The organism is Pseudoglutamicibacter albus (assembly GCF_022346425.1).
Lineage (GTDB): Bacteria > Actinomycetota > Actinomycetes > Actinomycetales > Micrococcaceae > Pseudoglutamicibacter > Pseudoglutamicibacter albus.
The window spans coordinates 82,723-104,788 of the sequence record NZ_JAKRCW010000008.1; the positions used below are offsets into that span (position 1 = coordinate 82,723).

Genomic DNA, 22,066 nt, shown 5'->3' on the forward strand with positions numbered 1-22,066 from the left:
TCATGCTAGCCCTTGCCTACACGCGTCCGGCCGTCTTTCAAGTTTGCGGCTGGTCTGCTGTGATGACTTTCACTTGTGAACCCTTACGAGTCTTCTGGACATAGATCTGGTCAGGGATCTGGCTGCGTAACTCTTCGACGTGGGAGACGATGCCGATCATCCGTCCGTCTTGCCGGAGCCGTTCGATGCCGGTCATCGCTTTATCGAGTGTTTCTTTATCGAGTGTCCCGAACCCTTCATCGACGAAAAGCGTCTCGATGGTAATGCCGCCAGTTTCTTCCTGCACGATGTCAGCAAGTCCCAGCGCTAACGCGAGCGAGACGAGGAAGGTTTCACCCCCGGAGAGGGTCGCGGTGGGGCGGACCACGCTGTTCCACGAGTCCTCAACCACGAGGTCGAGGCCCGCTTTCCTGTTACGGCTCTTCGTGTCATCATGCAGGATCCTGTAGCGGCCATCGGAGAGGACGCTGAGCCGCTGGGTCGCCGCCTCAGCTACCGCTTCAAGCCGAGCCGCTAGAACATAGGCGCGGATGCTCATGGACTTGAGGTTCTCGCCACCGGTCCCGTTGAGGGCCGCCGCTATAGCTTTGGCCCGTTGCGCTTGCGCCCCGAGCTCGCCGCGCCGGGAATCTACATCGCGTAGTTCTGCGCAAGCCTGATCGATCGATTCGCTGACATGCCGAGCTTCAATGTGGGCGGCGAGCGCTTCATCTTTACGTTCCGCCGCTTGCTGGACTCGCCCGCGCTGTTCGGTCAGCTGTTCTTCCGTTGGGGTGCTCGCGCCGTCTTCGATGCGTTGGATTGCGCGCTGAACGGACTCGAGCGAACCAAGCGCCTCTGACCGTGCTTCAAGCTCGGCACGGGCTTTGATGTCTTTCTTCAGCAGCGCTGCTTCCTCATCTTCGAGGAGGTTCCTCTCTGCTTCTGTGCGGGTGAGTTTGTGATGGGTGAGGTACGTTTCAGCCTTTGTGCGTGCTTCATTCATCTGCTCTTGTGCATCTGTTGCACGGGCATGTAGGTCGATGCAGCGCCGCATGGTGTCAGTGAAGCTTGTGAGTGCCGCGTTCAGGACCTCGATGCTCTCCCACTCCCCTTGTAGTGCGAGCTGTTTGTGGCGACGCCGCTCATCCTCTTGGCTTGCTTCTTCGAGGGTTTGCCGGCTCGCGGCGGCTTCGGTGTGGGCGTGTTTGAGTCGGCTGCGAGCTTCGTCAACGGCTTTTTCAGCTGAAGTGACGGCGGTCTCTGCCCGCTCGAATGCGTCTTCTTGCTCACGCACCGATTCCAGTTTGTTCGCCAGCTCCGCGATGGATTCTTGGGCCTGCTTCAGGCTCAGGCCACCGGCTTGGGTTCGGGCCGCACTCAGCGCCTCGTAGCTGTCACGCGCGTGGTCTTGTGCCGCGCTGTTCTCACGCTCGGCACGCTTTCTGGCCTGCTGGGCTTCTTCGATGTCGTGTTCGGTGACCGTTGGGATGGGTGTGGTTGGATCCGAGCCGGTGGTCTCCGATTCACCGGCCGCGGTCTGTGCGTGGGTGGCTGGGGAGGGATGCTCGGTCGCGCCGCACACGCTACACGGCTCACCTGGTGTGAGATCTTGGGCAAGGCTCGCCACGAGGTACGCCTCACGCTGGGAGTAGAGGTCATGTTCGTGTTGCCGGGCAGCATCGAGTGAGGTTTGGGTTTCTTCGCTGCGTTCACGCGCCGCCTTGTGGGCTGCCTCGGCGTCTTCGACAGCCCGGGCCGCTTGTGCTTGCTCGGTGAGCTTGTGGAGACGTTCTTCCAGCTGGGACGCGCCTTGTTCCGGCTTCTGGCACGCTTGAGCTTGTTCGAGTGCCCGCTCATAGCTGGTGTCTGCTTGTGTGAGGGTCTCGTTTGCCTGCTCAACGTGGGCTTGACGCTTTTCACTCTCGGCCTGGGCGCGGTGAAGTGTAGCCGCAGATGCTTTGCACGCCTCCTGGCTTGTGATGAGTTCCCGCTGCCGTGTGCGCGCTTGAGCAATGGCCTCTTCCCACGCGGTGAACTCGTGCACAGGTTGTGAGAGCGCGAGGCCCGCGGCATGAGTTTCAGATGCATCATTGCCTCGGGTCAGTTCCCGGTATGGGTAGGCGTGTTCGGGTTGGTCCACCGGAAGCGTACGAGGTAGTTCCAAGCGAGCTTGTTCGAATGCGTCGCTGAGTTTCGCAACCGTGCTGGCCGCGTTCGCTTCTGCTTCCATGAAGCGCTGGGCTTCACGTGCGCGCTCATGGAGTGCTAAGACCTGCCGTTTCTGCTCGGCCTCTCCCTCTCCGGCCTCTAGTTCGGCGCGGGCCTGCCGGTAGTTTTCATATTCACGGGCGTCCCGCGCCACAGATTCCAGGCGGGCGAGCTTATCTTTCGCATCCCCGTAGTGCTGTGTTGCCGTTTGGCGAGCCTCGCTGCGCCGCTGGATGAGCTGCGATGCCGCCTCGGTCAGGCCTTCAGCCCACCCGAGATCATCGCTTGCGCCTTCCAGATCCGCTGGTTCAAGACAAAAGCGCACGGCGAGCTCTTCAAGGTCTTCGATGCAGCGTTCATAGGCTTCTTGAGTGTCCCGGGTTTGGGCTTCGAGATGTTTGGAATGTTCGTTCGCGGTTTTCTGCAGGTTCTCGTAGAGGGACACATCGAACAGGGTTGAGAGCAGTGCGTCGCGTTCATTCGTGCTGCTTTTGAGGAACTGGGCGAACTCCCCTTGTGGTAGCAGTGCCACGCGAGTGAATTGGTCGAGGGTGAGGCCTAAGAGGCCTTGTGCGCCGTCAAGGAAGACGTTGACGTCAGCAGGTTTGGCGCCGCGGCTGACCCAGTGGCCATCCACCAGCTCTTCGACGTAGGCTTTCGCGTTCTCTGCGGTGGTTCCAGTGCCGCGTTTCTTCGGTCGGTTCCATGCCGGGGAACGTTTGACTCGATAGCGTTGCGCATCAATTGAGAATTCGAGTTCTACGGAAGCGGCGAGGGATGCGGGAGCGTAGCTGCTTCTGACGGGCGGGTTGGTTCCCAGTTCGCTTCTGGCGCCGGGAAGCTTCCCGTAGAGGGCGAAGCACACGGCGTCGAGAATGGTGGTTTTCCCGGCCCCGGTGTCCCCTTGCAGCAAGAACAGGCCGGTTCCGGAGAGCGCATCGAAGTCGATGGTTTCGGTTCCGGCGTACGGGCCGAAGGCAGTCATCGTGAGGGTGTGGAGTTTCATGCCCGGCCCTTCTGCGCGTCCGCCCCGCTGTGGGACTGTTCTACCTGTCTCTGCCCATCTACCTGTCTCCGCCCATCTACCTGCCTCTGCCCAACGCCTAATTGTTGGGCACCTGCTTGTTCAACACGTGCCTGCTCGATGAGTTCTTCGATGAGTTTCGTCTCTTCTTCATTCGGGCTGCGCTCGCGCACGAATTCCAGGAACCCTTCGGCGACCTGTTGCGGATTCTCCGCCTTTTTCATCCGTGCCCGGTAGGTTTCAGCACCGCGGGAGGTTGCACGGTTTTCGTGATGGAGCACCAAGGTCTTAGGGAAACGTTCCCGCAGCCGTTCCATGGGGCGCTCTGGGCGCTGATCATCTGTGAGCGTGATCTGACAATACGCTTGCTCGGCCCAGGCGTGTTCTTCTTTGGTGAGAAGCTCCTCGATAGGTCCTCTAAGGATCGCGAGCGGCACCGCTGGCGGCCACGCAACCCAGGATGCGCTCACATCCTCACCCGGGTTGATCTCCACGATCCACCCGCCTTTTTCTTGATGCGCTTCAGAGAAGGAATAGGGCAGCGGCGAGCCACTATATTTCACGTTCGGTAGGGGGCTTTGCGGACCGTGCAGATGCCCCAAGGCCGTGTAGTCACTCCAAGCGAAAAGCCCGGCTGAAACCTGATCCAGTTGCCCCACAGACAATACTGCTTCCGAATCGGTGGGCATGCCGCCGGCCGCGAAGAGGTGCGCCATGATGACCGTCCTGACCGGAACTTCCCCGGCTTGGCTTTCGCGTTGCTGGGCAACCTCGCGGATTCTCGCTACCGCGGCGGCAACCACATCGTGATGAGTGAGTTTCTCAACCCCCAATTGCGCTGCGACAACCCGCGGTTCGAGGTACGGAAGCCCATACACATCAACGTGCTGAACCACCTCGCCGCCTGCACCATGAACCCCTCTCTCGGCCTCGCTGCTAACAGTGACCCCTCCGCCGTTGCCACTGCGTTGCGTGAAGCGGATAGGGACGATGCTGCCCTCCAGGTTCGTGCGGAAGTGCACGCCAGCAGCGGACATGAAGCGGCTACCGAAAGACATCCTGCGCGCCGAGTCATGATTCCCGCTCGTCACCACCACGCTGATACCCAGGCACACGAGTTCTTCAAGTGTGTCTTCAAACATCGTGACCGCTCGTTCAGGCGGGACCGTGCGGTCATACACATCACCGGCGATCAAGACCGCATCGACCGCGTTCTCACGGGCGGCATCGACCACATCACCCAACGCCTTACGTTGAGCCGATTCGAGGGACTCACCGTGAAAATTACGGCCCAAATGCCAGTCCGATGTGTGCAGGAACTTCATGGCTTCACCCTACCCAGCACCCCTGAGATTTTGATGACGAACACCGCTAGGCTGGAGGCATGAGCAATTCTCCCGCAGACTCCGCACCAACACCTCGCCCATCCGACCCTGCAGGATACGCCGGGCTCGTCTACGCTGTGCTCAGTGCCGCGGCAGAGGTTGAACGCACCGACACCACCGAGGTCCATCAACTCGGACCCGAAACGATGCTGATGCTCTCGATCGGAGACGGCCTCATGGAAGCCCTCGAATGGGCCCACGACGGGGTGGCATCCGATGAGCCGGCATGCATCTGGCTCGGTGCACTGCGTTGGATCCGCGCAGTTGACCGTGAACTACCGGATGGCGCTCCGGTCCCTCCGGCGCGCCCGTTCACGGACCACATGCTCGCGCTCGGCGTCCAGGAAGGCGGGGACCCGCAGAACATCGTTGGGTTGCGCTCCCCCGAGATGAGTCTTCCGCATCGCCCGTTTAACCGTCCCGCCGCAAGCGTTCCCGAGCTCGCCGCAACAGACGGTCCCGGCGTCCTGGCACGCGCCATTGCACTCGGAGTGGTCCCTTATCTGCCCATCGAGCAGACCCGTTCCTTCGCAACAGCCGCCGCAGCCCTCTCCCACGGCTCCCCACAGGCCCACGCCGCGTGCGCGGATGCCGCGGAACTGATCGTCCGCGCCACCCACCAGATGCCCCAAGACGCCGGAGAAAACTCGTTCATCCAGGCACTCGAGCGCGCCGCCGAAGTTGGCGAACACACCCAGCAACCAGACCGCAGCGCCCAACAGCTAGACCACCATGCCCAACGGGCAGACCACAACAACGACGGTGTTGCGCGCTCGAACCTCACCTTGGCTGCCGGTGTAGCCCTCAACGCGTTAGGTACAGATGCAAGTGAAGCCCACGCTACCGACGTAGGGACCGCGCTCGCCGATGAAGGCTACCTCCAGGCCGGCATGTTCGCCGCCGCTCTCATCGCCGCCGTGACCGGCAAGTCAGGCACCCGCCACCACTACCCGCTCATCGAGGAATACTCGAAGAAGCTCGCAGAACTCATGTTCTGAGCCTGCGCTGGGCCTGGCTAGCGCAGCGTGTTCACTGGCTGGTATCAAACACCCAAAGGCCAGTGGCCGCCAACGGCTTGGAGGAACTCCGCCTCGGACATCACTGAAATGTCTTGCCCCATGTCGCGGCGCGCCAATGCATGGCGTGCCTTGCGCGTCATGCGGCCTGATGTGAGGTCTTCGGCAACGAAACCGTCGCCAACAACCAAAACGCTCGTGGTGGTAGACACCCTGTCAGCTGTTTGAGCGCCCACCGCGGCGGCGCGCTCTTTCGCCTCGTTACGGGGAATACCGAGCTCGCCAGTAAACACCACGCGTTGACCGAAGAGCGGATTCGCAGGGTCTGCGTCGTGATTCGGTTCAGGGTTAGGGCCTTCAACCGGCCACGGAGCATCCAGCTGTTGCGGAACAGCGTGCCCGGCAACCCGCCATCCGCGCGCGTCACGCAGCGCTTTGCACTCAGGGTCCCCCGGCTTGAAGCTCGCCATCGTCGAGACCTGCAAGCCAGCCTGTTCCACAGCCTCGGTCATCGTGCTGGCACCGAGCCTGCGGGCCGCATCGACCCCGATGGCCGCGCACGCGCGCGCATCCGCCAACGCATCGTGATGTGAGGTCAAGTCGAAGCCCGCAGCATGTGCTGCAAAAGGCAAGGAATAAGACATCAAGTCATAGACCTTACGGGCCAACTGGACCGTGCAGGCATACACCAACTTCTGCGCACCAACACCACACGCCTGCAGACCGGCACGGATCACGCCGATATCGAAAGCCGCATTATGCGCCAGGACAAGGTCACCGCCGATGAACTCGGCAATCTCAGGATAGGCGTCTGCAAAACGCGGCGCCGTTTCAACCTGCTCGGGATGGATCCCGTGGATCGAGACGTTGCGGGGATCAAAATGATCGAAACCCGCAGGCGGCTGTAGCAACGACGCATAGGTATCGACCACTGCCCCATCACGGACTCTCACGAGCCCCACGGCGCACGCAGAACCACGAAAACCGTTAGCGGTCTCAAAGTCAATTGCTACAAAATCCACAGCCACGTGAGCTTATTCTACCCCGATGCGGATCATATAAGCCCCGATGCGGCTCATCACGGATAGCCACGTAGAATTCTTCTCATGCTGAGCAATCTATTCACTGGTTTAGTCTCGCCTGAGGCCGTGACCAACGTCGTTAATGTCGGTGCCGCGTTCCTACCTGACTGGTTGAACCCTGACGTTTTCTTGCGTGATTCAGGGTTAGGTCCGTGGGTCATCGCGCTGGTCGTCGGCATCATCTTCGCTGAGACCGGTTTATTGCTAGGTTTCTTCCTACCGGGTGACTCCATGCTGTTCACCGCGGGCATGCTGATGGCAACCGGGGCGATCGAAACCCCACTATGGGTTGCGATCCCCGCGATCATCATCGCCGCGATCGTGGGTAACCAACTCGGTTTCTATATCGGCGAGAAAACCGGCCCAGCCCTCTACAGCCGCGACGATTCCAAGGTCTTCAAACGCGAGCACGTGGTCAAGGCGCACGACTTCTTTGAACGCCACGGCGGCAAAGCCCTGATTCTGGCGCGTTTCGTCCCGATTGTTCGCACCTTCGTTCCGGTGATCATCGGTGTTGCCGGCATGAACAAAGCCAAGTTCTTCCTCTACAACGTGATCGGCGCCGTCTTGTGGGGCGGCGGCGTGACCCTGCTAGGTGCGTGGCTGGGCCGTTTCGAATGGGTCGGCAAGAACATCGACATCATCTTCATCGCGATCGTTTTGCTCTCCATCACCCCGATCATCTTCGAGGCCGTGCGTCACCGCATCAACTCGAAAAAGAACAAGCCAGCCGCCCCACGGGAAGCGGTAGAAGAAACTCATCAAACGAAAAACTAAACAACCGAGAAACTAAACGGCGGGCGGATTGCGTATCAACGCAATCCGCCCGCCGCTGTTTTCCGTCAGCTATTTTCCGTTAGCTGTTAGAGCAGGCAGCGATAATCGAAGGCAAGAGCGCCTCTATTGCTTTCTTGCGGTGGCTGATGCTGTTCTTCTGCTCTGGGGTGTGTTCGGCGAGTGACTTGCTGGAGCCCAGCGGTTGCACGATGGGGTCGTATCCGAAGCCGCCCTCACCTTGCGGCTCGGTCAAGAGGGTTCCTTCGAGCTCCCCGCGTTCCACGACTTCGTAGCCGTCGGGGCTTGCCACTGCGGCAGCACACACGAAGTAAGCGCGCCGCTGTATCGGGTCGGTGATGTCGGCCATCTGCGCTAGCAACAAGCGGTTATTAGCTTCATCGTCGCCGTGCACCCCTGCCCAGCGTGCAGAGAGGAAACCTGGGGATCCACCCATGACGTCTACGGCCAGGCCGGAGTCGTCGGCGATCGCGATCAGCCCGGTCTCTCGGGCCACGGTGCGGGCCTTGAGCAGCGCGTTGCCTTCGAAAGTCACGTCACTTTCGACCACATCGGCAGCGCCCGCGGTTGCCGCATCAATGAGCTGGGTGTCTACATCGAGGCCTTCGACCTTGCCGCGCAACAGTTCGCGTAGCTCCGCTAGCTTTCCCTGATTATGGGATGCCAGCACGATCCGCGGGGCTGTTTCCTCGTTGGGGTTCACAGTTTCGGTAGGGTTTGCGTTCATCGTTGCCATCCCAGTGTTTCGCATTGCATTGCGGCTAGTTCTGCCGCTCCCGTCACTGCCAAATCCAGCAGTGCATCGAGCTCTGAACAGTTGAATGGCGCACCCTCGGCAGTACCTTGTACCTCAACGAAATCGCCCGAGCCGCGGACCACAACGTTCATGTCCGTCTCCGCGCGGACGTCCTCAACGTACGGCAAATCCAGAACAGGGGTTCCGTCGATGATGCCCACCGAGACTGCCGCGACGGTATCGGTCAGCACCTGCGCGTCCTGATCAACTAGGCCTTCTTGGCGTGCCCATTCGACTGCGTCGGCGAGTGCGACGAATGCGCCGGTGATGGCGGCGGTGCGGGTGCCGCCGTCGGCTTGAAGTACATCGCAATCGAGCACGATGGTGTTTTCACCGAGCTGTTTGGTGTCTATCACGGAGCGAAGGGATCGGCCGATGAGCCGGGAAATTTCGTGGGTTCGGCCCCCGATTTTCCCTTTGACGGATTCACGCTGATTGCGGGTGTTGGTTGCCCGCGGCAACATCGCGTATTCAGCGGTAACCCAGCCGCGCCCTTCTCCTTTGAGCCAGCGGGGTACGCCCTCGGTGAAGGAAGCGGTGCACAGAACCCGGGTATTACCGAATTCGATGAGAGCTGATCCTTCAGCGTTTTTTGACCATGCCCGGGTGATGGTGACGGGACGCAGCTGGTCTGCTCGGCGACCATCGGCGCGTGTGTTAGTTATGCCCATGCGGTCATCGTATCCGTTCTTTGGTGGGTTCACGGTGTTTTGTAATCGGCTTGTTATGTGCTGGTGCGGCAAGGGTCGCCTGCATTTATGGCGGTGGATTTTATGGCGATGGATCGTGCGGCCCCGGTTGGACGGGGTTTTCGCGGGTTCCGCGGTGGCCTGGGATGGGCCGGTGCCGCACGCCGGCCTCTTGGAGCGCGCGTGCTAGGGATTCTGGGACGCGGGACATGGTTGCAGTGCGTGGGTCGCCGATGCGTTCGCCTGAACGTACGCCGTAGGTTACCCCTGAGACGGCCACCGCGAGTTCGCCACTGTATTCGGCGCGGGCTTCTTCTAATACGGTGGTGTGGTCGGTCCAGACGGGGATGTGGGTGAGCAGGAGCCGCTGGACTCCGGCTGCTTTCGCTGCCTCGCCGGCCCGCTTTCCGGTCAGGTGGACTCCCTTGATGTGGTCGTCGCGTCCTTCTTGGAATGCGGCCTCACACAAGAAGAGGTCGGCATCACGGGCGGCTTCGACGAGTTCGGGGCATTCGTCCGTGTCTCCTGAATAGGTCAATACGGAGTGGATTTGCCGGCCTTCGAGGATCTCGTGTCCTTCAATGCGGAACGCATAGGCCTCATCGACGGGATGGACCACCGGATACGGTGTTACGGTCAGCGGCCCTATCGTGACGGCTTCGTATGCAACCCAATCCCGGAAGTCGAAGTCTTCACGCATACCCGGATCGCGCGGTAGGCCGTAGGCATCTGCCATGCGGTCTGCGGTATCGGCTGGGCCATAGACCCGCACGCGGTCCCTGCCCCAGCCTTCTGGGTCCCAGTGCACTGCAACGTGTAACCCGCACAGATCCATGCAGTGGTCTGGATGCAGATGGGATATCAGGACCGCGTCGATGTCTTTGAGATCCATGTAGCGTTGCAGTACGCCAAGGGATCCGGACCCGAAATCCAATAGCACGCGCCACGGGCGGGTTCCGTCGTGTGCGGTCAGCAGATAGCACGATGCAGGCGAGCCGGGGCCTGGGAATGATCCCGTGGAGCCGATGATCGTCAGTTTCATGTCATGAGCTCCGATTAAGTGTTGTCGGGATATCGCGGGATCATGTGGGTTACACCCGTCACCTCGGGTCCGAGGAATCGTTGAGCCATGACCGAGAAATGCTCGGTGTCACCGGTAGCCATGAACATGTGGCGCGCGCTCGCCTCGGGTGGGGCGATGAGGCCCGCCTCAGTGAGGGAACGGAACACGTCTTTCGCGGTCTCGTCCGCTGAGGACACCAGGCTCACGTCCTCCCCCATGACGTAAGAGATCACGCCCGTGAGCAACGGGTAGTGCGTGCACCCCAGCACGAGCGAATCCACGCCATATTCTTTGAGCGGCTGCAGATAGCTCTGGGCAACATCCAATAGTTCCTCGCCTGAGGTTTCGCCGCGTTCAACGAACTCCACAAAACGAGGGCACGCAGCCGCACGCACCTCAATATGCGGGGCGGCCGCGAACGCATCCTCATAGGCTCGTGAGCGTACCGTGGCTTGCGTACCAATCACACCGATGCGGCCCGTACGGGTTGCACGCACCGCCGCACGCACGGCCGGCTTGATCACTTCAACCACCGGGATGCCGTAACCCACCGTGTAACGCTCGCGTGCATCGTGCAAAACAGCGGCCGAGGCTGTGTTGCATGCGATCACCAAAAGCTTGACACCGGCCTCGACCAGCTGGTCCATGATGTCGAGCGCATTCGCGCGCACCTGCGCAAGCTGCAACGGCCCATACGGGCCGCGCCCGGTATCCCCCACATAGAGGATGGACTCCTGTGGAAGCTGATCGATGATCGCGCGAGCCACCGTGAGCCCGCCAACCCCGGAATCGAACACGCCGATCGGCGCCAACGTGGGATCACTCGCTGAAGCTTCTCCACGCAACGCACGAGTCACCGTAGCCGCGGCGTTGTTTTCTGTTGCGACGCTGCCTTCCACTGAGGCGTTTTCTGCTGAGGCGCTATCCGCTCGGGCGCTATCTGCTAAGGCAGAGTTCAATGCCGGTTTCATGGTCTCCGTTATGCACATAGAAAATGAGGTGCTTGATGCGTATCTAGGCTAAGCCTTTCCACGCAACAACGCATGCATGAGTGAGTCTTGCAGCCACGAGGTGAAGCCGTAAAGCATAACCATGCCTTGGTCCGGGTCATCGGACACTCCTTGTTCCATGGCTTCCTGCACGCGATCGGCGTCCTGTTGATCCTCGATGCCCAGGCGGGCTGCCAATACAAGCCGCATGACGTTGAGTGTCGAGGCCACCTGCCCCGCTTTCTCATGCGGAATCAAAAATGGGTCTTTCATCACAGCACGCGCAAGCCACTTCAAGCCTTCCCTTTGACGAGCGATGAGCCCCGGCTCGGTGCGTGCACGCATCGCTGCATCCGCACCGTCAAGGGCGCCCACCGCGTCATCGGTATGGATCGAACGCGGCAAGATAGCCAAAAGCGCTGGGTCCTGAGGGTCATCCAACGTAGCCGACCTGCCTAGCAGCGAGGCCCCCGCGTCCGCTATGTCGTTACTGAGCCCCAGTTCTTCCCACCAGCGGTCTGCCCCGTCGGCTGCTGTAACTGTTGGTTCTTCTACGGAGTCTGAGGCTGTCCTTGAAGCGGCGCCCGTTGTGCCCGATACGGCCTTCAGACCCGCATCGACGTGTTCGGCTTCACGCCCGGCAAGCAACTGGTCGATGTCGCGAGCCAGCATCACCAACAGCTGGGCCTCTGCGTAGTCAAGTTCAGTTGAATAGCCTTTTCGTGTAGCTCTGAAAGGACGTGCCATCAGGCGTCGCCTCCGCGCATCGTGGCCTGCAAACCGAAACCGTGCATGGCTTCAACATCGGCTTCGATCTTTTCCCGCGGCCCGCGAGCCACCACGGCCTTGCCCGAATGGTGCACTTCAAGCATGAGTTTCTGTGCAACCGAATCCGAATAGCCGAAGTACGTGCGGAACACGTAGGAAACATAGGACATCAAATTGACCGGGTCATCCCACACAACAAGCTCGAAAGGGCGCGAGGCAGCGGGTGCGAACGCGTTGTCCTTCTCCACTTGATAACTCACAGAGGTTGCGGCAACCATACGACACATTGTAGTGGTGGGACCCGAGTGCCACCTCAGAGGGCTTGACATATTAGGCTGGGGACATGTCAACGAGCACGTCACTGATGACCGACCGCTACGAGCTGACCATGATCGAGGCCGCGATGGCCTCCGGTACAGCAAACCGTAAGAGTGTTTTTGAAGTTTTCGCACGCCGTCTCCCGGAGGGACGCCGCTACGGCCTTTTGGCCGGTACCGGACGGTTCCTTGAGGGGCTTGAAAGCTTCCGTTTCACCACCGAAGACCTCGATTACCTCTCGGATAACAAAGTGGTTGGCGATGCGATGCTCAACTGGCTCGCCGATTTCCGTTTCTCCGGCAATATCACCGGCTACGCCGAAGGTGAGATCTATTTCCCGAACTCCCCGATCATGCAGGTCGAGGCCACGTTCGCTGAAGCGGTGATCCTGGAAACCTATCTGCTCTCAGTGCTCAACTATGACACCGCGGTCGCCTCAGCGGCGTCCCGCATGATCGCTGTAGCGGGCGGACGGCCATGCATTGAGATGGGATCGCGGCGGGCCAACGAAGAGTCCGCGATCGCGGCGGCACGCGCGGCCGCCATCGCAGGCTTTGCTAGCACCTCCAACCTTGAAGCGGGCCGCCGCTACGGTCTCACAACCGCGGGCACGGCCGCGCATTCCTTCACCCTGCTGCACGATTCTGAGCGTGAGGCGTTCAAAGCCCAGATTGATTCGATGGGTGTTGACACGACCCTGCTCGTGGATACCTACGATGTGGAGCAGGCCGTGCGCACCGCCGTTGAAGTAGCAGGGCCCCAGCTTGGTGGTGTGCGCTTGGACTCAGGTGATTTGCTGTCCCAGGCGGTGTGGGTGCGGGAGCTTCTCGATGATCTCGGCAACCCGAATACCAAGATCATCGTGACCTCGGACCTCAACGAGTACGCGATCGCAGCGCTGCGTTCTGCCCCAGTGGATGGTTACGGGGTCGGAACCCAGCTCGTGACCGGCTCGGGTGCACCGACCGCCTCCATGGTGTACAAGCTGGTTGCGCGTCAGGGCAATGACGGCCAGTGGGTTCCGGTCGCGAAATCGGCATCCGGTAAGAAATCGGTGGGTGGTAAGAAGTATGCGTACCGCCAGATCAATGAACGCGGCCGCGCAACCGCTGAGCTGATCGGTGTGAACCGGGTTCCTTCCGGGGCCACCGATAGCGACCGCCCGCTGCAGATCCCACTCGTGGTGAACGGCGAAATCCAGGACGGTTTGACCGGCGCTGCTGGTGTCGAGGCAGCGATCGAGCGGCGTAAATCCTCGATCGAAGAAATGCCGGGGCGGGCACGCCAGCTGATGCGGGGCGAACCCGTGATCCCAACGCTGATCGAGGACTAAGATCACAGAAACGAAGCACACACAACCGGCGGCGCCCAGGGCATAGATGGCATATTTGTTCTGGACGCCGCCGCTGTTGTTAGGCGCCGTCCACGGTTAGGCGCCGTCCACGGCGTTTATTTTCGGCCCTTATTTTTGGCCGACAAACCATTTCTGTAGCGTCGAGATGCGGTTACGTAACTGCTTTTCGGAAGCCTGCGCCACCGGCGGGCCACCACTAATGGCGCGTAGCTTGTTGTGGATCTGACCGTGTGGAATACCCGTCTTATTCGCATACGCCGCAACAGACTTAGCGAGTTGGGTACGCAAATCCATGAGCTGGCGGTGATCCACGACTCCCTGTGTTTCTTGCCCCGGCGTTTGTCGCTGTGCCGTGGTCTTTCGCTTGCTCAGGTGTTTGGCCTGCCGCTGACGCAACAGCTCACCGACTTGTTCGGCATCCAGTAGGCCCGGGATGCCAAGGAAATCAAGTTCCTCTTCGGAACCCACGCCCGCGCCTAGCCCGAACTCACCGCCGTCGTAGAGAACACGGTCGAAGCTCGCATCCGATTCAAGGGCCTGGAAGGTGCCATGAGTGAGCTCACTTGATGCGCGCTCTTCACGGTTGGCTTGAGCCAGTTCCGCCTCGACTTCCTGCATCGTCTGGTCTTCACCGCTACTTGGCCGGTCCAGTGCGTGATCGCGCTCTACCTCCATCTCGTTGGCAAGATGCGTCAAAACAGGCACCGAGGGCAAGAAGACGCTCGCGACCTCGCCGCGCTTGCGGGAGCGCACAAAACGCCCGATCGCCTGAGCAAAGAACAGTGGCGTGGACGTAGAGGTCGCATAAACGCCGACTGCCAAACGCGGCACGTCAACACCCTCAGACACCATGCGCACGGCGACCATCCACCGTTTCGTGTTCTCTGTGAAGTCCTCGATGTGTTGCGAGGCCCCGGCATCATCGGAGAGCACAACCGTGGTCTTCTCGCCTGTGATGCGATCCAGGATCGCCGCATACGCACGCGCGCTATCTTGGTCGGTTGCGATCACCAATCCGCCGGCATCCGGAACGCTTCGACGCACCTCAGTCAAACGCTGATCCGCTGCGCGAAGAACCTTCGGGATCCACTCACCCTCAGGGTTCAAAGCGGTACGCCATGCTGACTGTGTGATGTCTTTGGTCGCGGCCTCCCCCAGCTGGGCTTCCATCTCTTCACCTGTTGAGGTGCGCCACCGCATCGAACCGGAATAGGCCATAAACATGACAGGGCGAACAACGTGGTCCTTGAGCGCCTCACCATAACCGTAGGTGTAGTCGGCTTTCGAACGGCGGATGCCCTCTTCGTCTTCTACATACTCAACGAACGGGATCTGCGCCGTATCCGAACGGAACGGCGTACCCGTAAGCGATAGCCTGCGCACCGCAGGTTCGAAAGCCTCCCGGATACCGTCGCCCCAGCTCAACGCGTCGCCTGCGTGGTGGACCTCATCGAGGATCACGAGCGTCTTCCCGGCCTCAGTGCGTGCTCGATGCAACAGCGGCTTGTTCGCAACCTGCGCGTATGTCACCGCAACGCCGATGAAGCCACGGCCGTGGCGGCCATCGGAGTTCTTGAAGTTCGGGTCAATGGAGAGCCCGATGCGGGCGGCGGCGTCAGCCCACTGCGTCTTCAGGTGCTCGGTCGGCGCTACAACAGTGATGCGGTTGATGGTGCCGCGCTCAACCAGGGTCTTGGCTACACGCAACGCGAACGTTGTTTTACCTGCGCCTGGGGTTGCAACTGCAAGGAAGTCCTTCTCTGGGCTGTTGAAGAACGCTTCGAGAGCCTCCGCCTGCCACTGCCGCAGCTTAGGAGCCGTGCCCCACGCGGCTCGTTCCGGATACGCCGGTGGCATGTCCTCGCCCACGGAAAACAGGGCATCGGACATAAAGGCATCACTCCACAATCATTCTTCAACCAACAGAAACAGAGCACCGGTTTCTATGCGGAAACGGGCGCAACAAAACAAGCATCGCGTGCAACAAACACGGCTTGGAAACAGCGCGACAGTGAACCGCTGGGTCAACCGGCGCAGACGCTGGGCTAGCTTAGTCGCCCATCATCGAATCATAGACTTCCTTGCAGTCCGGGCACACCGGGAACTTCTGCGGGTCACGGCCTGGAACCCAAACCTTGCCGCACAAAGCGATCACCGGTTCACCCGTGAGAGCGGACTCCATGATTTTGTCTTTCTGCACGTAGTGCGCAAAACGTTCATGGTCCCCTGGTTCCGACAACTGCTCTTGCAGCTGCCGGTCCATCACAGCAGTACCGCCAGGTGAGGCAATGTCAGGCGAGGCAGGATCGTTGGCATACGGATCGTTGAGAGAACTCATGCCACCCATTCTATGCCGCCCCGGCCCGAGCGCACACGAGGAAAGATGATTGATCACGCGTGGCGGATAACGGTCTGCATTAGCTCAGGCGTCGAACGGTCATACCACTTCCCGCCTAGCCAGATACCTACTACACAGATCACCAGACCCCACACGATGTCGAACGCGGCGGTTACTGCGAACGGAACCACGCGTGCCTCGTTCCACGCCATGAGGTAGAAGACCATGGTAGGCGCGAGCAGAATGGCTACGGCGACGAGGTAGAGGGTCTGGGTAATGAACATCCGCATACCGGCACCCTGTGGCGTTTGGAACGGGGAGTCCCCGGGCTGTGGAACAGCATAAATCCAGCGTGCCGATACCAGCGCAGACAGCCCCAATGAAACACCGAGTGCTGCCAGCGAAGCCAGTAGCGAATCAGGAATCATCTCGACGCGGTCCAGAATCAGCAACGGAACCACCGCGGATAGTCCGACTGCTACGAATGAGAGCGGTAGCACCGCAACTACACGGCCCAGCCGGTCCTGCCAGCCACGCACCCCGGTGAGAACATGTGTATGGAACGCCGTTGAGTCATAAGAAATATCGGCAGAAATACTGAACCCCATGAGCGCGCCAACCATAATGCCGGCGAGGTGGCCACCGAAAGCAGCGTCCGGTTGGAACAGTGGCATGAATATGCCGATCACCACGATGAGGACCGGCACCATGATCAAGGAGGCCGAATAGCGGGCGTCCTTAAGCCAATAGATCAGCGCGCGGCCGGCGATCGCACCCCACGGAGTTGCCGGCATGCGCCCGATCCAGCCCAGCCCCTTCACGTCTTTCGATGCGGCCGTATGCGGAGGAGACACCGCGGCCTTCTTGACGATGCGAACATAGAGAACCCAGCACACCACAATGCTCACAAAACCGATCGCGCTACTGATCACGCCGTGGACCATGTTCCCCGATGCAAAGGCCCACACAGCGCCAAAGAACGCACCGAACGGTGAATATGAGCTCACGGTAGCTAGCGTGTTTAGAACGTTCACGATCAGGTGATGATCCGTCTCCGGACCCAACGTGGCCATCATCGGCCCCATGAACATGACCGGGAGGAACAAGACCACAGTCCCTAATTCACGCACACCACGCTTGACACCCACCGTGCTAAACCACGTCATGAACGTACGCCCAAAAAGCTGCGCCGCCAACGCTGAGAGCAGACCGGCAACAATCGCCCACGCGAGCAAGTCAGCGTTGAACTTAAAAGAGAAGGCAGCGATCAGCATGAAGATCAGCGTTGCCACGCCAGGTACTCCGATGAAACCGGCGAGTAACAACCCTGGAGCGAGCCTTCCGGCGCTGATGGGGAACAACGCAAAGCGTTGCGGCTCCATCGCCCCATCCATGCCCGTGAAGAACGCGGGCACAACAGTCCAACCCAGCACTACCAGTGCGCTCAGCGTCACCACGATCATCTGAGCAAAAGGCGCATCTTCCGGGGTCATCGCCGCCAACGCCAACGCACCGATCACCAGCAGGAACCCCATGTACAGCCCGCCCAGGATTACGCCAAAGAGCTGCCATTTATTGCGGATCAGGCCGTTAACGAACAACCTCCACCGCAGCTTGATCAGCTGTGCAACCAAGACAACCCTTCCTGCTCGCCGCGGCCACCCACCAAGTCAACAAAGCGGTCTTCAAGGGTCATACCGTCGCATACGTCCTGCACCGTCCCAGCAGCCTTGAGCTGCCCCTGCGCGATCACCGCAACGTGCGTGCACATCCGCTCAACCATCGCCATGACGTGGCTCGAAATCAGGACCGTACCGCCCTGCTCAACATAGTTATTCAAGATGTCGCGAATATTGGCACTCGAAACAGGATCCACGGCCTCGAAAGGCTCATCCAAAACCAAAACCTGCGGCGCCTGAATCATCGCACACGCGAGCGCGATCTTCTTATGCATACCCGCGGAATAATCCACAACCTGCTTATCAGCCGCGTCTTGTAGGTCCATGACCCGCAAGAGATCCTCAACGCGCGCGTTAACCACCTCGGCATCCATGCCACGCAAACGTCCCGTGTATGTGATCAACTGACGGCCCGAAAGCCGGTCAAAAAGCCGCATACCATCAGCCAGAACGCCCAGCTTCTTCTTCGCTACGAGTGGTTCCTTCCACACATCGACTCCATGAACATAGGCATGTCCGGTATCCGGGCGTAGCAAGCCGGTCAGCATGGACAACGTTGTGGTCTTACCTGCCCCGTTAGGCCCCACCAGTCCATAGAACGATCCACGCGGAACGTCGAAGGCGAACGGGTAGACCGCGACCTTATCCCCGAAACTCTTACCTAGCCCACGGAAACTCACCGCCGCCGAGGACGGATCCGCTAAACCTTGCATCTGATAACTTCCTTGCGTCTGATGTGATGTTGTTTCATGACCTTTATGCGTAGGCCCCACCCCACGTTCATGGTTATGCGCAGGTTCGCCTGCAATATGCGTCATATAAAAATCGAACCATGCGATTTAATGCAGATCAAGAGCCACACTAGAATGTGTGGCTCTTGACACATTTTCTCCGGTTACTTCACCGGTCCAACTAGAACAAGCTCATCGCCAGCTTGCGGCGACCAGCGGCAACGCGTGGATCGTTCTGCCCCACCGCGCTGAACAACTCAACCAAGTGCACCCGTGCCGTCTCACGGTCATCACCGCGATGCGCTCCGATGAAACGAATCAGACGTAAGAAGGCATCATCCACGTGCCCGCCCACGACGTCAAGATCAGCGACATCGATCTGGGCATGAACATCATCCGGGTTGGAAGCCGCAGCATCACGGACCTCCTGCGCATCGAAACCAGAGACCCGCTTCAACAAATCAACCCGATGCACACCGGCCTCAGCCTCCGCATCAGCCGGGTTCTCCTCCACGGCACGCTCATACAAAGCCCGCGCCGCATCATATTCCCCTTGCGCAACCAGCGCATCAGCCTCAGCGAACCGGCCACCAGCCGCTTCGGCGCCAGCCGTGTTAATAGGTGCGACCGTGGAAGCCATCCCCTGCTGAACCGCAACCTGCTGCAACTCCTGAAGTGTTGCCGCCATCTGTTCGGAATCAACGGGGCCTGCGAAGAGCGGCATCGGTCGGCCGCCTAAGACCGCAAGCAGCATCGGCACCTGCTGAATCTGCAAGGCCTGAGCCACACGCGGATGCTCATCGACATCCACAACACCCAGAACGAACTTACCCGCCTGAGCCTCAACCGCATCATCCACAACCCGGACCACGGAGTCGGCGGCTTCAGAGCGCGCCGAATACGCGACCAAGAACGCCGGGACCCGCGTGCTGAGCTGCGCGAACTCCTGCAGCGACTCTTCCGTAACCATCGTGGCCCACTGGCCCAGCGAGGCTTCCATGTCCGATGCCTCAGTAGCCTGGCCTGGAGTTTGCTGGCCTAGCGATGATAAGTCCACAGCACCTGCCGAGGACGCTGGAGCGGCGAACTCAACTTGGCTTCCGGAAGCACCCACACTCGCATTCGGGTTGTGTGCCTGCCCAGGCTGTGCATCAAATGATGAAGAATCCATCGACACTGCGTGCCTCATCCTCTCAGTCGCGCCCCGCGGGTTCCTCGGGGCGCACGGTCGCTACTTCAGCTCTACACCAACAGGGACATACGACATACCAACGACCTCGGCTGGTTTGCCGTCCTTGATGTTGATGACCACAGGAATCGTGAGGCGAGCCTCGACCGGCTTGTCAGTCTCTTCCTTGCCAACAAACTCGCGGATGAAGCCGGCGAGCTTCGTCTTACCGCCGTCCTTCTCCGGGGTCATCCTCATGGTTTCGGTGACCAAACCGGAGACCATGACACTGCCATCCGGCATCTTCAAAGCGTTAGCAGACTTCGCGTTGACCTTGTAATCGGTCGTGAACTTACCCTTGCCGTCGCCCTCGTAGCTCTTCTTGGTCTCCGAGTTTGCTTTACGCAGCTGATCGACCATCGGGGACTTAGCGAACTTCTTCGCAGCGCCGGACTTCGCATCACCCAGTGCAGAAGAGAACTGTTTCAAGGCATCTTCAGGTGACATCGGGCCACCCTTCTTACCTCCCCCAGAAACTGCGCGGACCTCCGGGTCCCCCACAGCGATACCCGGGAACGTTGCCCCCTCGACCATCGGGACTGCGGACACAACCTTGTACTGAGAACGGGCATTCGCCTGCTTGAGGGTCACAATGACCGGCAGGTCCTTGTTGCTACCCGTGGTCACAGCCATGACGGTTCGAGGGAAGCCACGGTCTACCGGAACAGCGGCGGTCACAACCTTCTTCGAAATCGGCGGAACAAGATTGTCGTTGAGCTTGACCTTCTTCTTCAACGCGCTGTAAAGATCCTGGCGCAGGTTCAGAGCGTCTGCCTCAAAACGTGATTCGAGCTTCTTCGCGTCACGCTTCTTATCGCCCTCAGCAGCAACGTCGCTGACATCACTCATGATGCGCTCTAGCTGGGTTGTGACCAGGATCGAATAGGCTTCCTCTTCTTCAGCCTTAGCGGTGGCCTCCTCAGACTTCTCGGCCGAGGTGTCCGCCCACGCGACCTGAGACGGGAGCGCAAGGCCGAGGGCCGCACCCACAGCAATCAGGCCCTTCCAGGCACGAGAGCGCCGACCCTCACGTTGGCCAAGGCTCTTAGTTGTAGCAGGTTCAGCAACAGAGCGGAATCGTGGATCTTCTTCAGGGTTCACGTCATCGCCCTCCTGCCAGTTGCGCTCATCGTCTCCCCATGATTGTTCGCCGTGAGCCGGTGCGGCAGATCCGCCGCCGTTATAGTCGTCATCGTCGTCGCGGCGGTCCTGGTCGTTACCGTCATGTTCCTCAGAATCAGCGGGAGCAACCACGCCGTGCCTGCGGCTTGCAACGATCGTGTCATCCGACTGCGGAACATATGGATCGCTACCGCCAAAGTTAGGCAACTCGTATTCAGCCGTATCGCCGGCACCTTCAAAGGAGTCACCGTCGTATCCAGCATCTGCCCCCGGCTGGCCGTCTGGATGCCCAGCGGCGGCGCCAGCACCGACACCGGCACCGATACCTGCGCCAGCGGCGCGGCCGGTGTGGTTAGCCCGCCGGTCAGCGTCCTCTCCTCGACGAGCCGCTGCGGCACGGCGCGGAGAATCAGCAACGCGACGGCCACCGCGCCGTTTCGGACGAGACATCGCCAGAATCAGGGCAAGACCAAACAAGATGACAGCGGCAACAAACCACGGAGTCGCTTTAGCCCACTTGGCTGACATCTCAGCCTCCGGGTTATCCCACGTCACCACAAGATCCTTCGGCGCAGGTTCAGTCCCGTCCTTAATGACCAGCAGCGCGACAGGACCGTGAATCTCCTCAGGCCAGGCCACATCCCACCGGCCTTCTTGCTCAGACTCTGAAATCCAGAGGTCAGAGCCCTGAGGATTAGGAGCCTTTGCATCGCCCTTCTTGTGCTCGACCTTGAACGTGCGCGAACCGGTGTCCACAGATTCGATCACGTTCATCGCAGAGGACCCCGCCCACTCCTGGATGTCCCAGGGGCGTGCGACTGCGACCGTGAACTTGCCTTCTTCCCCCAGTTTGACCTCTGGGTTGGAATCCGGCGCCAAATGAATCTCTGAAGAAATCATGGTGATCGGCGCATCCGGGGTATCGTCCGGGATCTCAGCGCTGAGGCGATCCTGCGGAGACCACCAGGTCATGTGTCCGATACCGATAATGAGGCACACCACGCCTATCACCAGGGCAGCCGTGCTAATAATTTTGCGCACTATAGGTCAATCATCCTCGTATCAGCCGCGGCGCACAGCACCGCAGTTCGGTCAAGTCACAATCGCGGGCGATGCCGCGTCTACTAAGAGTCTAACGAGTAGACTCTCGTCTTTCCCGTAATTCGCTCCAAACTTAGGTAGTCTAGCCGACATGACTGCGCGTTCAGATGAGCCCAACGCCTCGGAGCTTGATGGCCAAACCTCCAGGCCTCCGGGCATGCAACCCGAAGACCTCCCCGATGAGATACGCCTCGGCGGTGACCTACCTAGCGACCCGGACTCTAGCGACACGCCGGCATCATCTGACAGCGAGGATCCCGACGTAACGGCGGAACACAGCAAGGCTGAGCCCTCCACCGGCCAAACCGGGCGGCCTGAACCGGAGAAGGACACGCTCGCGGTGCGAGCGCCCGATATCGACGCAACAAACTCGCTCAACCCCGGCCCCATACCAGCCC

General features: G+C 60.1%; 19 protein-coding genes. 4 read left to right on the forward strand and 15 right to left on the reverse strand.

Translation table 11 applies throughout. The features are described 5' to 3' along the window. Window positions 1-37: 37 nt before the first annotated feature. Window positions 38-3,196 carry an AAA family ATPase gene (locus MHJ63_RS06395; RefSeq protein WP_239446535.1) on the reverse strand — a complete coding sequence of 1,053 codons (3,159 nt, stop codon included), beginning with the start codon at window positions 3,194-3,196 and terminating at the stop codon, window positions 38-40. After that, window positions 3,193-4,539, reverse strand: coding sequence for an exonuclease SbcCD subunit D (locus MHJ63_RS06400; RefSeq protein WP_239446536.1), 1,347 nt, complete (start codon window positions 4,537-4,539; stop codon window positions 3,193-3,195). Before MHJ63_RS06400 ends, MHJ63_RS06395 begins: the two co-directional genes overlap by 4 nt. 59 nt (window positions 4,540-4,598) lie before the next feature. On the opposite strand from MHJ63_RS06400, the gene MHJ63_RS06405 reads away from it, so the two are divergent. Next, the gene (locus tag MHJ63_RS06405) at window positions 4,599-5,597 is read left to right on the forward strand and encodes a hypothetical protein (protein ID WP_239446537.1); all 999 of its coding nucleotides are present in this window, start codon (window positions 4,599-4,601) and stop codon (window positions 5,595-5,597) included. 44 nt (window positions 5,598-5,641) lie between these two features. Here the strand turns inward: MHJ63_RS06405 and MHJ63_RS06410 are convergent, their stop codons facing one another. Further along, a complete protein-coding gene (locus MHJ63_RS06410; protein ID WP_035754624.1) occupies window positions 5,642-6,643 on the reverse strand; it encodes a 3'-5' exonuclease in 1,002 nt (333 codons plus the stop codon). Window positions 6,644-6,721: 78 nt separating this feature from the next. On the opposite strand from MHJ63_RS06410, the gene MHJ63_RS06415 reads away from it, so the two are divergent. Next, window positions 6,722-7,474 (forward strand): VTT domain-containing protein, encoded by a 753-nt coding sequence (locus MHJ63_RS06415; protein WP_084590331.1) that lies wholly within the window; start codon window positions 6,722-6,724, stop codon window positions 7,472-7,474. Window positions 7,475-7,553: 79 nt separating this feature from the next. On the opposite strand, the gene rdgB is transcribed toward MHJ63_RS06415, so the two are convergent. From rdgB to clpS, 6 genes are all read right to left on the reverse strand, one after another. Next, window positions 7,554-8,219, reverse strand: coding sequence for an RdgB/HAM1 family non-canonical purine NTP pyrophosphatase (gene rdgB / locus MHJ63_RS06420; protein WP_070490579.1), 666 nt, complete (start codon window positions 8,217-8,219; stop codon window positions 7,554-7,556). Next, the gene (gene rph / locus MHJ63_RS06425) at window positions 8,216-8,959 is read right to left on the reverse strand and encodes a ribonuclease PH (RefSeq protein WP_239446538.1); all 744 of its coding nucleotides are present in this window, start codon (window positions 8,957-8,959) and stop codon (window positions 8,216-8,218) included. The genes rdgB and rph overlap by 4 nt, the downstream gene beginning before the upstream one ends. A 100-nt stretch (window positions 8,960-9,059) precedes the next feature. Then, the gene (locus MHJ63_RS06430; protein ID WP_420876138.1) at window positions 9,060-10,019 is read right to left on the reverse strand and encodes an MBL fold metallo-hydrolase; all 960 of its coding nucleotides are present in this window, start codon (window positions 10,017-10,019) and stop codon (window positions 9,060-9,062) included. A gap of 14 nt (window positions 10,020-10,033) precedes the next feature. Then, window positions 10,034-10,939, reverse strand: a complete 906-nt coding sequence (murI, locus tag MHJ63_RS06435) for a glutamate racemase (protein ID WP_420876139.1) — start codon at window positions 10,937-10,939, stop codon at window positions 10,034-10,036. A 120-nt stretch (window positions 10,940-11,059) separates the two neighbouring features. Next, window positions 11,060-11,776 (reverse strand): DUF2017 family protein, encoded by a 717-nt coding sequence (locus MHJ63_RS06440; RefSeq protein WP_239446539.1) that lies wholly within the window; start codon window positions 11,774-11,776, stop codon window positions 11,060-11,062. Then, the gene (gene clpS / locus MHJ63_RS06445) at window positions 11,776-12,057 is read right to left on the reverse strand and encodes an ATP-dependent Clp protease adapter ClpS (protein WP_239446540.1); all 282 of its coding nucleotides are present in this window, start codon (window positions 12,055-12,057) and stop codon (window positions 11,776-11,778) included. The genes MHJ63_RS06440 and clpS overlap by 1 nt, the downstream gene beginning before the upstream one ends. Before the next feature lie 83 nt (window positions 12,058-12,140). Between clpS and MHJ63_RS06450 the strand changes: the two genes are divergently transcribed. Beyond that, entirely contained in the window at window positions 12,141-13,448 is a 1,308-nt protein-coding gene (locus MHJ63_RS06450; protein WP_239446541.1) for a nicotinate phosphoribosyltransferase, read from the forward strand. A gap of 129 nt (window positions 13,449-13,577) precedes the next feature. Here MHJ63_RS06450 and MHJ63_RS06455 read toward each other — a convergent pair whose 3' ends face one another. The 6 genes from MHJ63_RS06455 to MHJ63_RS06480 all read right to left on the reverse strand — a co-directional run bounded on the left by MHJ63_RS06455 (window position 13,578) and on the right by MHJ63_RS06480 (window position 21,539). Then, window positions 13,578-15,359 carry a DEAD/DEAH box helicase gene (locus tag MHJ63_RS06455; protein ID WP_239446542.1) on the reverse strand — a complete coding sequence of 594 codons (1,782 nt, stop codon included), beginning with the start codon at window positions 15,357-15,359 and terminating at the stop codon, window positions 13,578-13,580. 160 nt (window positions 15,360-15,519) lie between these two features. Then, a complete protein-coding gene (locus MHJ63_RS06460) occupies window positions 15,520-15,807 on the reverse strand; it encodes a DUF3039 domain-containing protein (RefSeq protein ID WP_239446543.1) in 288 nt (95 codons plus the stop codon). 53 nt (window positions 15,808-15,860) lie between these two features. Further along, a complete protein-coding gene (locus MHJ63_RS06465; RefSeq protein WP_239446544.1) occupies window positions 15,861-17,441 on the reverse strand; it encodes a hypothetical protein in 1,581 nt (526 codons plus the stop codon). Next, window positions 17,426-18,199: an ABC transporter ATP-binding protein gene (locus MHJ63_RS06470; protein ID WP_070507034.1), complete on the reverse strand. Its 774-nt coding sequence runs from the start codon at window positions 18,197-18,199 to the stop codon at window positions 17,426-17,428. The genes MHJ63_RS06465 and MHJ63_RS06470 overlap by 16 nt, the downstream gene beginning before the upstream one ends. A gap of 199 nt (window positions 18,200-18,398) precedes the next feature. Further along, entirely contained in the window at window positions 18,399-19,388 is a 990-nt protein-coding gene (locus tag MHJ63_RS06475) for a tetratricopeptide repeat protein (protein ID WP_239446545.1), read from the reverse strand. Between the two features lie 60 nt (window positions 19,389-19,448). Then, the gene (locus MHJ63_RS06480; protein ID WP_239446546.1) at window positions 19,449-21,539 is read right to left on the reverse strand and encodes a DUF8094 domain-containing protein; all 2,091 of its coding nucleotides are present in this window, start codon (window positions 21,537-21,539) and stop codon (window positions 19,449-19,451) included. 220 nt (window positions 21,540-21,759) lie between these two features. On the opposite strand from MHJ63_RS06480, the gene MHJ63_RS06485 reads away from it, so the two are divergent. Beyond that, a partial coding sequence (locus tag MHJ63_RS06485) for a hypothetical protein (RefSeq protein ID WP_239446547.1) occupies window positions 21,760-22,066 on the forward strand: 307 nt, incomplete at its 3' end.